This is a genomic window from Pseudomonas sp. CHM02 (assembly GCF_000612585.1).
Lineage (GTDB): Bacteria > Pseudomonadota > Gammaproteobacteria > Pseudomonadales > Pseudomonadaceae > Aquipseudomonas.
Genome location: NZ_JFCA01000039.1, coordinates 57266 through 69656 on the forward strand (window position 1 = coordinate 57266; position 12391 = coordinate 69656).

Genomic DNA, 12391 nt, shown 5'->3' on the forward strand with positions numbered 1-12391 from the left:
CGCGAGCTTGCTCGCTCCTACCGTCAGGTGGGCAATTATCCCCCAGCCTTATCGAGCACTATTCAGCCCCAGCCGTATCTATTGTGACCAGCGCCCCCGTGCCTGACACTCGACCCATTCCCATTGTCGCCATTGGAGTTCGGTATGAGTGAGTCAGTGCAGTTCCAGGATAAGGTCGTGATCGTCACCGGTGCCGGCGGCGGATTGGGCCGGGCCCATGCGCTGTTATTCGCTAAACATGGCGCCAAAGTGCTGGTCAACGACCTGGGGGGCTCCACCCAGGGCGAAGGCGCCAACGCTTCGGCCGCTGACCGTGTAGTGGCCGAAATCCGTGAAGCCGGCGGCATCGCCGAGGCCAACCATGACTCTGTCACCGACGGTGACAAGATCGTGCAGAACGCCCTCGACGCCTTTGGCCGTGTCGACGTGGTAGTCAACAACGCCGGCATCCTGCGCGACAAGACCTTCCACAAAATGGACGACAGCGACTGGGATCTGGTTTACCAGGTGCATGTCGAAGGTGCCTACAAGGTCACCCGCGCCGCCTGGCCCCATCTGCGCGAGCAAGGTTACGGCCGGGTGATCTTTACCGCGTCCACCTCGGGCATTTACGGCAACTTCGGCCAGTCCAACTACGGCATGGCCAAGCTCGGCCTGTACGGGCTGACCCGCACCCTGGCGCTGGAAGGGCGCAAGAACAACATCCTGGTCAACGCCATCGCCCCCACCGGTGGTACGCGGATGACCGAAGGCCTGATCCCGCCGCAAGTGTTCGAGCGCCTCAAGCCGGAGCTGGTCAGCCCGCTGGTGGTGTACCTGGGCAGCGAGGCATGCCAGGAAACCTCGGGGCTGTTTGAAGTGGGCGGTGGCTGGATCGGCAAGACCCGCTGGGAGCGCAGCCTGGGTGTGGGCTTTGACCCGGAGGCCGGCTTTTCGCCCGAGGACGTGGCTGCACACTGGCAGCAGATCTGCGACTTCGAAGGCGCCGCGCACCCCAAGGACAATATCGAGGCCTTGAAGGAAATGATGGCCAATTTGCAGAAATACAGCCTGTGATCGTTGCTTGAAAAAGCTTGAATCCTGCGGGGCGCTGATAGCGTCCCGTTTTATTTCGGGCAAAAAAAAGCCGCTGCAAACGCAGCGGCTGAAGTAAGACGTTGGATCAAGGAGCGATAAATCAACGTCAGTGAACACCGGCAACAGATTGAAAACAGGCTTCAATCCATTTGAATCTGGCTTTTCTTCGCGTTGCGGAAGCGGGCCGTTTGCCCTGAAAGCCCGGTAAGAATAGCCGCTTGTTACAAAATGAGTAATGCCGATTCATGACAAGGACTGTTGCCAAATCGGCAACAGTAGCAACGCGCCCCATCCATGCTCCTGATAGCCCGCCATCCACCTGACGCATGCGTGCGTCCAGACCCCGGCCAGAGCGGCCAGTCATCCTTTCGAGCGACAACACGAATCCCTCCTTGGTGCGCTTATCGCTCCTGATGGGCGGCAGTAGGGTGGGGCCTTCTGTCACTCACCGGGGAAGACGCATGACAAAAACAACAATGCGCGCCATCTTCAGGCCACAGGCGCTGGCCGCTGCGGTTGCGTTGGGTTGCTGTGCCCAGGCACAGGCTGTTTCGTTCAACATTGGCGAGATCGAAGGGCAATTCGATTCTTCGCTGTCGGTGGGCGCGAGTTGGGGGATGCGCGATGCCGACAAGAAGCTGGTGGGCACCGTGAATGGTGGCACCGGCCAGGCTTCCACGGGGGATGACGGGCGCCTGAACTTCAAGAAGGGCGAGACCTTCTCCAAGATATTCAAAGGCCTGCACGACCTTGAGTTGAAGTACGGCGACACAGGCGTGTTCGTACGCGGCAAGTACTGGTACGACTTCGAGCTCAAGGACGAAGACCGCGAGTTCAAGCCGATCAGCGACCACAACCGCAAGGAAGGCGCCAAATCCAGCGGCGCACAGATTCTCGATGCGTTCGTGTATCACAACTACTCGCTGGGCGATCTGCCGGGCACCGTGCGTGCGGGCAAGCAGGTCGTGAGTTGGGGCGAAAGTACCTTCATCGGCAATTCCATCAACAGCATCAACCCGATTGACGTGTCGGCCTTCCGTCGTCCCGGCGCCGAGATCAAGGAAGGGCTGATCCCGGTCAACATGCTGTTCGCATCCCAGAGCCTCACCAACCAACTGACGGTGGAAGGCTTCTACCAGTTGGAGTGGGACCAGACGGTGCTGGATAACTGCGGCACCTTCTTCGGTGGCGATGTGGCGGCAGACGGGTGCACCAATAACTACACCGTGGGGAACCCGGCGATTGCGCCCTTGCAACCTGTGGCCGCGGCATTTGGCCAAGGGTTTGGCGTGACTAATGAGGGGGTGATCGTACGCCGCGCCGGCGACCGTGATGCCCGTGATTCCGGTCAGTTCGGCGCCGCCTTGCGCTGGCTGGGGGATGACACCGAGTACGGCCTGTATTTCATGAACTATCACAGCCGTACGCCAACGGTCGGCACCATCACCAACAACACCAGCCTGGCTACCCTCGGCGGCATCTCCGGCGCAGCCAACGGCATCGTGCCTGGCTCCGGCGCAGGTTTGGTCCAGAGCCTTATGCTCGGTCGCGGCCAGTACTACCTCGACTACCCGGAAGATATCCGCCTGTTCGGTGCCAGCTTCTCCACCACCTTGCCCACCGGCACGGCGTGGACCGGTGAGATCAGCTACCGGCCCAATGCCCCGGTGCAACTCAATACTACCGATTTGACCCTGGCCCTGATCAACCCGGTCGCCGGCCAACTGGCTTCTCCCATCCGCAGCAACTTCGGCGACGATAACAAAGGCTATCGTCGTAAAGAGATCACTCAGATCCAAAGCACCATGACCCAGTTCTTCGACCAGGTCCTGGGGGCCGAACGGCTCACAGTGGTCGGTGAAGCGGCCATCGTCCATGTCGCAGGCCTGGAGGATAAATCCAAACTTCGCTATGGCCGTGACTCGGTGTACGGCGCCTACGGTTTCCAGGGTGACACCGACGGTTTCGTCACCTCCACCTCCTGGGGCTACCGCGCGCGGGCGATCCTGGACTACAACAACGTGATTGCCGGGATCAACCTCAAGCCCAACCTGTCCTGGTCCCATGACGTAGCCGGCTACGGTCCCAACGGCCTGTTCAACAAAGGCGCCAAGGCGATCAGCGTCGGTGTGGACGCGGACTACCGCAATACCTACACCGCCAGCCTCAGCTACACCGACTTCTTTGGCGGTGACTACAACACCCTGACCGACCGCGACTTCCTCGCCCTCAGCTTCGGCGTGAACTTCTGATTTGGCTTAAAGAAGGACAAGACTCTATGCGTAAGATATTTGCGGTAATGGCCCTCAGCCTCCTGGCCGCCCATGTGATGGCAGCCGTGTCACCGGACGAGGCCGCCAAGCTCGGTACCACCCTGACCCCGGTGGGCGCCGAAAAAGCCGGCAACGCCGACGGCTCGATCCCGGCCTGGACCGGTGGCATCCCGAAGAACGCCGGCGCGGTGGACAGCAAGGGCTTCCTGGCCGACCCGTTTGCCAGTGAAAAGCCGCTGTTCGTGATCACCGCGGCCACCGTCGACAAGTACAAGGACAAACTCTCCGATGGCCAGGTGGCGATGTTCAAGCGCTACCCCGAGACCTACAAGATCCCGGTGTACCCGAGCCACCGTACGGTCAACCTGCCGCCGGAGATCTACGAGTCGATCAAGCGCAGCGCGCTGAACGTCAAGGCGATCAATGATGGCAACGGCCTGGAGAATTTCACCGGCAACCGCTACTACGCGTTCCCGATTCCCAAGAATGGCGTGGAGGTGCTGTGGAACCACATCACCCGTTATCACGGCGGCAACCTGCGGCGCATCATCACCCAGGCCACCCCGCAGACCAACGGCAGCTACACGCCGATCCGCTTCGAGGAAGAAGTGGCGGTGCCGCAAGCCATTCCGGACATTGACCCGGTCAAGGCCGCCAACGTGCTGAGCTTTTTCAAGCAATCGGTGACCGCCCCGGCACGCCTGGCGGGTAACGTGCTATTGGTGCACGAAACCCTCGACCAAGTTAAAGAGCCACGCCTGGCCTGGATCTACAACGCCGGTCAGCGTCGCGTGCGCCGCGCGCCGCAAGTGTCCTACGACGGCCCAGGCACCGCCTCCGATGGCCTGCGCACCACCGATAACTTCGACATGTTCTCTGGCGCCCCCGATCGCTATGACTGGAAGCTGGTCGGCAAAAAAGAGATGTACATTCCTTACAACAGCTACAAGCTCGATTCGCCGACGCTCAAGTACGACGACATCATCAAGGCCGGGCATATCAACCAGGACCTCACCCGTTACGAGCTGCACCGCGTGTGGGAAGTGGTGGGCACGGTCAAGCCGAGTGAGCGGCACATCTACGCCAAGCGCCACATGTACATCGACGAAGACAGCTGGCAAGTCGCGCTGGTGGATCACTACGACGGCCGTGGCCAATTGTGGCGTGTCGCCGAAGGCCATGCGCAGTTCTACTACGACCACCAGGTGCCGGCCTACACCGTGGAAACGCTGTACGACATCATCGCCGGGCGCTATATCGCGCTGGGCATGAAGAACGAAGAGAAGAGCAGCTTCGTGTTTGGCTTCGATGCCAAGGCGGCGGACTACACGCCGGCGGCGTTGAGGGCCGAAGGCGTGCGCTGATCCCGATGTGAAATGCAACTCCAATGTGGGCTTGCTCGCGAATGCGCCGTGTCAGTCACCGAATGCCTAGACTGATCCACCGCCTTCGCGAGCAAGCCCGTTCCCACATTGGGTTGTGAATGCCTTGAATTTTATGCTCGTCAATCACCCTGCTGAATACTTCTTCAACAACCGCCGGCCACAGGACTAGGGTAGGCGCCAGGTTGCATAACAATAAGAACGCAGGATGCAGCAATGACCGCCATGACACGCTGCCTGGACCGTCCTGGATTCATGCCTCGGCTGTCCGCCCACCATTTGCTGCGCCCACGTTTGGCCGAGCCTTTGCTGGCGGCGCAGGTCAGGGTCAAATTGCTCTGCGCCCCGGGCGGCAGTGGCAAGAGTGCATTGCTCGCCGAGTGTGCGTTGCAGGCGCCGGTCGGTTGCCAGGTGCACTGGTTGCCGCTCAATGGTGCTGCCCTGAGCCCGACCGATTTATGCCTGCGCCTGGCGCAGAGCCTCGGCCTGACGTTCACCGATGAAGCGACGCTGCTGCTGGACCTTGCTCGCTGGCAGACCCCGGCATGGTTGTTTGTCGATGATTTCTGTCGCTTGCCCACAGCCGAAACCGACGCGCTGCTTGATCGTCTGCTCACCGTCAGCAGCCCTGCGCTGACCTGGTGGCTGGGGGCGCGGCGCCGGCCGATGTGCAACTGGCCGCGGTTGCTGCTGGACGATGAACTGCTGGAGTGCGGCGCCGACCTGGCGTTCACCCCGGCCGAGATCCAACAACTGCTCATCCACGCCCCGGGGCAATCCGTCGACAGTGTGTTGCAGTTCAGTGCCGGCTGGTGTGCCGGCGTGCGCATCGCCCTGCTCGGGGACGCTCACCCGGAAAAGACCTTGCTCGATTACTTGCAGCACGAGCTGTTCAGTACGTTGCCGCCCGAACTGGCCGAAGCCTGGCGCGTGCTGGCCCATCTGCCGCGCTTCAACCCGGGGTTGTGCGAGCACCTGTTCGGCCATGGCGACGGTGACCAGTACCTGCGCGATCTGCAGGCGCTCGGTGCGTTTATCCAGCCTTGGGAGGACACGGAATGGTTGCAGGTCTTTCCACCGTTCGCACGATTGCTGCGCGATGAGCCCTGGCCCGCCAAACGCTCATGGCACCGTCGCGCCTGCCAATGGTTCACTGGCGAACAGGACTGGCAGGCAGCGTTTGAACACGCATTGTTGGCCGAAGAATATGAAGTGGCAGTGAGCCTGTTGCAGCACTTCAGTTTCGAGGACCTGTTCCGCCAGCAGAACGCGGTGTTGCTGTTGCGCCTGCATGAACAGCATGGCGATGAATTGATGCTCGGCTCGGCGCAACTGGTCGGGTTGGTGACGGCGGCGTTGCTGTTCGCCGGGCGCTTCGACCAGGCCGCGCAATGCATCGAACAGTTGGCGCGCTTCACTCCGCAACCGACGGCGGCGCAGCAGCGCTACCTGCTGGCGCGCGGGCAGGCGCAGTGGGGCTGGCTGCTGCACTTGGGCGGCGATGCCGAGCGTTCTCGCGAACATTTTCTCGAAGCGCTGCAGGCCTTGCCCGACAGTGCCTGGACGTCGCGGCTCATGTGCCTGTCGGGGCTGACCCAGCAAGCCTTGCTGCGCGGTGAGTTGGACGTGGCCCAGGCCCTCAACCGTGAAGCATTGTGCCTGGCCCGCGCCCATGGCTCGTTGCTGCTGGAGGCACTGCTCGAATTGGATCACGCGCAGTTGCTGGAACAGCGTGGCGCGCCTTACCGAGCACAAAGCCTGCTGGAAAACGTGCAGGCGATGTTACTCGAGCAGCGGCTCACGGCCGGGCCCCTGGTCGGGCGCATCGCCCTTCGGCGCGGGCATCTGGCACTGCGCCAGGGGCAAGACAGCCTGGCCGCCGACTGTTTCGAAACAGGCTTGGCGATGTGCCTGCACAGCCAGGACAAACGCGTGCTCTACGGGTTTCTCGGCCTGGCCTTGCTGGCGGCCAACCGTGGCGATTACGCCCAGGCCTTTGTGCAACTGCGCGAGGCCGAACGCTTGATGCAGCAACGCCAAGTCCCCGACACGGTGTATCGCGCAGTGTTGCTGTTGATCAGCGGGCATTTCTGGCTGCAACAGGGGCGTGCCGAACTCACGGTGGAGGCGGTGCGTCGCGTCCTTCGCCACTTCCGTGGACCCCAGGCCAAGCAAGCGCCGCCGGCCACTCTGGAGCTGATCCCGCGCCTGGAATACCTGCTGGTGCTGGCGGAAGTGAAACTGGGCTGCGCGGATCAACCGGTGGAGCGGCTCACGGCCTTGCTGCACGCCACTCACCAGCGCGGCATGCTCTGCCTGGAAACCGAACTGCACTTGGTGCTGGGCGAAGTCGCCTGGCAAATCGGCGACCCCGTGCTGGCGCGCCGTTCGCTGCAAACCGGGCTGGAGCTGGCGTCACGCTGCCAGGTGCAGCAGGCGATTCGCGAGCTGCGGTTGCGTTCGCCGGGCTTGTTGAGTGAGCTGGGGCTGGAGCCACAGGCGTCGGCACCGGGGGTGGTGGAAAGCCCCCTGAGCCAGCGCGAACTGGAAGTGCTGCAACTGATCGCCCTTGGCAACTCCAACCTGGAAATCGCCGACCGCCTGTTCATCTCCCTGCACACGGTCAAGACCCATGCGCGGCGCATCCACAGCAAGCTGGGTGTGGAGCGACGCACACAAGCAGTGGCCAAGGCCAAGACCCTGGGGTTGATGGCCTAAGCGCAGAACGCCTGGCGATATTCACCGGGTGTCGCGCCCATGGCTTGGCGGAAGCGATGGGTGAAGTGGCTGGCGCTGGAGAAGCCGCACATCAACGCAATCTCGCTCAAGGGCAGGGCGGCGCCGCGCAGCAGGGCCTGGGCGCGGGTGAGGCGGCGCGCCAGCAGGTATTGATGGGGCGGCAGGCCGAAGCTTTGGCGGAACATCCGCGCGAAATGGTATTCGGACAGCGCACACATCCCGGCCAGTTGCCCGAGGCTGATCGGGTCTTCCAGGTGCTGGTCGATGTACTCCACCAACAACCGCCGCTGGTGCGCCGCCAGCCCGCCTTTGAGGCGTAATCCTTCGCGGGCGCCGACTTGGCTGAGCAGAGTGTGGCTGAGCATTTCATGGGCCAGGCTGCTGGTCAGCAGGCGCTCGGCGGGTTCGTGCCAGTTCAATGCGATCAACTGGTGAAAGCGCCGGGCCTGGCTGGGATCTTCCAGGAAGGTGCTTTCGCGCAGTTGCAAGGTGCGCGGTTCGCGGTCGAGCAGGGTGACGCAACCCAAGGCAAATTGCTCCGGGCTGAAATACACGTGGGCCAGGCGAATCTCGCCGTTGATCACCCAGGCCGACTGATGTTCGGCCGGCAGGATGCACAGTTTGTCCGGTCCGCCCTTGGTGCCGGGTTGGTCGCGCCGAAAGGTGCCGGTGCCGCCGCCGATGTAGCACGACAAGGTGTGGTGTGTCGGCGCCTGGTAGTCCTGCGAGTCGTGATGGTTGCTCCACAAGGCCGCAGACAAGCCGTCACCGAGCTCGGCGCAGGCTTCCAGGCGTGCGTTGGGCGAGCGGTTGAGGGCTTGGAAGACTTGCAGGGATTCCAGATCAGGCATGGTTCGTACTCTCCGACGTCTTGCATCCTACTCCCCGCGGCTCGCGCTGTGATCCCATGACCCGACAAAAGCGCAAGATTGTGCAAGAGCGCGCCACGGGTTGGGGTCCACACTGTGGCTCAATCGATGGAGCCCGCTATGAACCTTTCCCTGTATTTACTCACTGTGCTGATCTGGGGCACCACCTGGATCGCCCTCAAATGGCAACTGGGCGTGGTGGCGATTCCTGTGTCCATCGTCTATCGCTTCGGCCTGGCGGCGCTGCTGCTGTTTGCGCTGTTGCTGCTCAGCCGCAAGTTGCAGGTGATGAACCGGCGCGGGCACTTGATCTGCCTGGCCCAGGGGTTGTGCCTGTTCTGCGTCAACTTCATGTGCTTTCTCACGGCCAGCCAGTGGATCCCCAGCGGGTTGGTGGCGGTGGTGTTTTCCACGGCTACGCTGTGGAACGCGCTGAACGCACGGGTGTTTTTCGGCCAGCGGGTGGCGCGCAATGTGTTGATGGGGGGTGGCCTGGGGCTGGCGGGCTTGGGCCTGCTGTTCTGGCCGGAGCTGGTCGGGCACACCGCCAGTCCGCAGACCCTGCTCGGCTTGGGTTTGGCATTGCTGGGGACTATGTGTTTCTCGGCCGGCAATATGCTCTCGAGCCTGCAGCAGAAGGCCGGGCTCAAGCCGCTGACCACCAATGCCTGGGGCATGTTGTATGGGGCGTTGATGCTGGCGACTTACTGCCTGGTGCGCGGTATTCCGTTTGAGATGGACTGGAGCGCGCGCTACCTCGGTGCGCTGTGGTACCTGGTGATTCCTGGGTCGGTGATTGGCTTTACCGCGTACCTGACGCTCGTCGGGCGCATGGGGCCGGAGCGGGCGGCGTATTGCACGGTGCTGTTCCCGGTTGTAGCGCTGAACGTCTCGGCGTTTGCCGAAGGGTACCAGTGGACCGCACCGGCGCTGGTGGGGTTGGTGTTGGTGATGTTGGGGAATGTGTTGGTGTTTCGTAAGCCTAAGGTTACGAGCCCGGTTTTCAACGCGAAGGCTGTCTAGTGTGGGAGCTGGCTTGCCTGCGATGGCGGAGTGTCAGCCGGCTTATCTTTGACGGGTTCACCGCTATCGCAGGCAAGCCAGCTCCCACATTTCGATTGGGCTGATCTTACTACTTCATTCCGAGGCGCTTGGCCATGCGGCCTAGGTTGGCACGGTCCAACCCGAGTTCGCGGGCGGCGCTGGCCCAGTTGTGCTGGTGACGTTCCAGGCAGGCGCTGATGACTTGGCGCTGGTAGTGCTCGGTGGCCTGGCGCAGGTCGCCGGTGACGACGAGCGCGGTGTCGGCCGGCGCTTCGATCAGCGGTGTGCTGACATCGGGCAGGTCCAGCTCCTGGGCATTCAGGCTCAGAATCTTCGGACGTTCGCGACAGTTTCCCAGGGCTTTGAGTGCGCTGCGTCCGATCAAATGTTCCAGCTCTCGCACATTGCCTGGCCAGTTATAGGCCAGCAGCGCCGCCTGGGCATCACTGCTCAGGCGCAGGCTGCCCAGGCCCATGCGTGAACGGTTCTGTTCGAGGAAGAAACCGGCCAGCAGCAACACATCGCGCCCGCGGTCGCGCAGCGCCGGCACTTGCAGCGGGTACACGCTGAGGCGGTGGTAGAAATCGGCGCGGTAGCGGCCGTTGCGGACCTCGTCAGCCAGGTCGCGGTTGGTGGCGGCGATCAGGCGCACGTCCACCTGATGTTCCTTGTCCGAACCCAGGCGCTGCAATTGGCCGCTTTGCAGCACCCGCAGCAGCTTGGCTTGCACGGTCAGCGACAGTTCGCCCACTTCGTCCAGGAACAAGGTGCCGCCATTGGCCAGTTCGAATTTGCCGCGGCGTTCGTTCAAGGCGCCGGTAAAGGCGCCGCGCACATGGCCGAACAACTCGCTCTCCACCAGGGTTTCCGGCAGGGCGGCGCAGTTGAGGCTGATCAACGGCTTGTCGGCGCGGGTTGAGGTGGCGTGGATGGCCTGGGCCACCAGTTCCTTGCCCACCCCGGTTTCACCGGTGATCAGCACGGTGAGGTCACTGCCGCCCACCAGCTTGATCTCTTCCACCAGGCGCTTGTGGGGTTTGCTCTGGCCGATCATTTCCTTGTGCTGCTGGCCGCTGGCCTCGCGATAGATTTCGGCGCGCAGGGTCAGGCGTTCGATACGTTCGGCGACGTTCACGGTGGCGGCGGCAAGGCTGGCGAAGGCTTGCAGGGCGTCCAGTTCCACGCGCTCGAAACGCTCGGTATCGAGGGCATCCAGGGTCAGCAGGCCCCAGGGCCGGTCGTCGACGAACAACGGGCAGCCCATGCAATCGTGCACTTCCAGATGACCATGCAGGCCATCCACCAGGCCGTCGTAGGGGTCGGGCAATTCGCTGTCACTGTCAAAGCGCGTGGGGCCAGGGCTGCTCAGCAGCACGGCAAAACGCGGATGCTCGCTGACCTTGAAGCGCCGGCCCAAGGTGTCGGCGCTCAAGCCATCCACCGCCAGCGGCACCAGCCAGTCACCGTCCAGGCGCAACAAGGCGGCGGCATCGCAGGGCAGCAGGGCGCGCATGGCCTGCAACAGGCGGCGGTAACGCTCGCCTTCGGGCAGCTCGCGGGACAGGTCGGCGACCAGAGGCAGCAGGGTGGTGAGCAGCGATTGTGCAGTCATAATGACTCCTTGTAGTCCTTGTGACTATAAAGTGTAGGAAGTCATACTGACTACGATTAATTTAAGCCATTGAAAAGTAACGATTAATAAGTTGGCACGAATACTGAGTAAGCAAGGGTAATCCGTAAATACGCCCAGGAGGCTCCCATGCTTAGTGCCCAAGACCGTGCCATCGTCAAATCCACCGTGCCCCTGCTGGAAAGCGGCGGTGAAGCGCTGATCACCCATTTCTACCGCATGATGCTCGCGCAATACCCAGAGGTGCGTCCGCTGTTCAACCAGGCCCACCAGGCCAGCGGCGACCAGCCCCGTGCGCTGGCCAATGGCGTGTTGATGTACGCACGGCACATCGACCAGTTGGACCAGCTGGGCGACCTGGTGGCCAAGATCATCAACAAGCACGTGGCCCTGCAGATCCTGCCGGAGCATTACCCGATCGTCGGAGCCTGCCTGCTGCGCGCGATTTCCGAAGTGCTGGGCAGTGAGATCGCCACGCCGGAGGTGATGAGTGCCTGGGCCGCGGCCTACGGCCAACTGGCGGACATCCTGATCGGCGCCGAGGCGGCGATCTATGCAGAGAAAGCCCAGGCGCCCGGTGGCTGGCGGGGGGCGCGGCCGTTCCTGCTGGTCAAGCGCGTGGAGGAGAGCGACGAGATCATCTCCTTCTATTTCGCCCCAGTGGACAACGGCCCGATCCTCGCTGCGGCACCGGGCCAATATATCGGCATGAAGCTGGTGCTGGAGGGCGAGGAAGTGCGCCGCAACTATTCCCTGTCGGCCCTGACCGATGCCGGGCTGTACCGCATCAGCGTCAAGCGTGAAGCCGGTGGGCGGGTGTCCAACTACCTGCACGACCAGCTGCATGTCGGGGCGACCATCGACCTGTTCCCGCCGTCGGGTGAGTTCACCCTGGCGGCCAGCGACAAACCGCTGGTGCTGATCAGCGGCGGGGTCGGCATCACGCCCACTTTGCCGATGCTCGAAGCCGCCCTGGCCACTCAGCGCCCGGTGCATTTCATCCACTGCGCGCGTAATGGCGGGGTGCATGCGTTCCGCGACTGGGTAGACACCCTGGCGGCCAAACATCCGCAGCTCAAGCGCTACTACTGCTACACCGAAGACGATGGCGTGAGCCCCGCAGCGGACAAGGTCGGCCTGCTGAGCCAGGACCAACTGGCCGCCTGGTTGCCCGAGCAGCGCGACATCGATGCCTACTTCCTCGGCCCTAAAGGCTTCATGGCTGCGATCAAGCGCCACCTTAAAGCGTTGGGTGTGCCGGAGAAGCAAAGCCGGTATGAGTTCTTCGGCCCGGCTGCGGCGCTGGAATAAGGTTCGACGTTAAACCGAGTCGGCATCATCGCGGGCAAGCCCGGCTCCCACATTGGATCGCAGTCT

The 12391-nt window shown here is 62.6% G+C and carries 9 protein-coding genes; 6 read left to right on the forward strand and 3 right to left on the reverse strand.

Features of this window, described 5'->3' with window-relative positions; translation table 11 throughout:
• The first annotated feature begins 144 nt into the window (after nucleotides 1-144).
• Nucleotides 145-1056 carry an SDR family oxidoreductase gene (locus BM70_RS0122285; RefSeq protein WP_025858064.1) on the forward strand — a complete coding sequence of 304 codons (912 nt, stop codon included), beginning with the start codon at nucleotides 145-147 and terminating at the stop codon, nucleotides 1054-1056.
• A gap of 127 nt (nucleotides 1057-1183) precedes the next feature.
• Here the strand turns inward: BM70_RS0122285 and BM70_RS33375 are convergent, their stop codons facing one another.
• Nucleotides 1184-1405: a hypothetical protein gene (locus BM70_RS33375; RefSeq protein WP_177326580.1), complete on the reverse strand. Its 222-nt coding sequence runs from the start codon at nucleotides 1403-1405 to the stop codon at nucleotides 1184-1186.
• A 133-nt stretch (nucleotides 1406-1538) separates the two neighbouring features.
• Here BM70_RS33375 and BM70_RS0122290 point away from each other — a divergent pair, with 133 nt between their 5' ends.
• The 3 genes from BM70_RS0122290 (at nucleotide 1539) to BM70_RS0122300 (ending at nucleotide 7450) form a co-directional block, all read left to right on the forward strand.
• Nucleotides 1539-3329 (forward strand): DUF1302 domain-containing protein, encoded by a 1791-nt coding sequence (locus BM70_RS0122290; protein ID WP_371262177.1) that lies wholly within the window; start codon nucleotides 1539-1541, stop codon nucleotides 3327-3329.
• Nucleotides 3330-3355: 26 nt separating this feature from the next.
• Nucleotides 3356-4714 (forward strand): DUF1329 domain-containing protein, encoded by a 1359-nt coding sequence (locus BM70_RS0122295; RefSeq protein ID WP_025858066.1) that lies wholly within the window; start codon nucleotides 3356-3358, stop codon nucleotides 4712-4714.
• 234 nt (nucleotides 4715-4948) lie between these two features.
• Entirely contained in the window at nucleotides 4949-7450 is a 2502-nt protein-coding gene (locus BM70_RS0122300) for a LuxR C-terminal-related transcriptional regulator (protein WP_025858067.1), read from the forward strand.
• On the opposite strand, the gene BM70_RS0122305 is transcribed toward BM70_RS0122300, so the two are convergent.
• On the reverse strand, nucleotides 7447-8322 hold the full coding sequence (locus tag BM70_RS0122305) for a helix-turn-helix domain-containing protein (RefSeq protein WP_025858069.1): 876 nt from the start codon (nucleotides 8320-8322) through the stop codon (nucleotides 7447-7449). The two genes, BM70_RS0122300 and BM70_RS0122305, sit on opposite strands and share 4 nt — an antisense overlap.
• 138 nt (nucleotides 8323-8460) lie before the next feature.
• Here BM70_RS0122305 and BM70_RS0122310 point away from each other — a divergent pair, with 138 nt between their 5' ends.
• Complete coding sequence (locus BM70_RS0122310; protein WP_025858070.1) at nucleotides 8461-9363, forward strand: DMT family transporter; 903 nt, start codon at nucleotides 8461-8463, stop codon at nucleotides 9361-9363.
• 109 nt (nucleotides 9364-9472) lie between these two features.
• Here BM70_RS0122310 and norR read toward each other — a convergent pair whose 3' ends face one another.
• A complete protein-coding gene (gene norR / locus BM70_RS0122315) occupies nucleotides 9473-10996 on the reverse strand; it encodes a nitric oxide reductase transcriptional regulator NorR (RefSeq protein ID WP_025858071.1) in 1524 nt (507 codons plus the stop codon).
• A gap of 147 nt (nucleotides 10997-11143) precedes the next feature.
• Between norR and hmpA the strand changes: the two genes are divergently transcribed.
• On the forward strand, nucleotides 11144-12325 hold the full coding sequence (hmpA, locus tag BM70_RS0122320) for an NO-inducible flavohemoprotein (protein ID WP_025858072.1): 1182 nt from the start codon (nucleotides 11144-11146) through the stop codon (nucleotides 12323-12325).
• Nucleotides 12326-12391 lie beyond the last annotated feature (66 nt).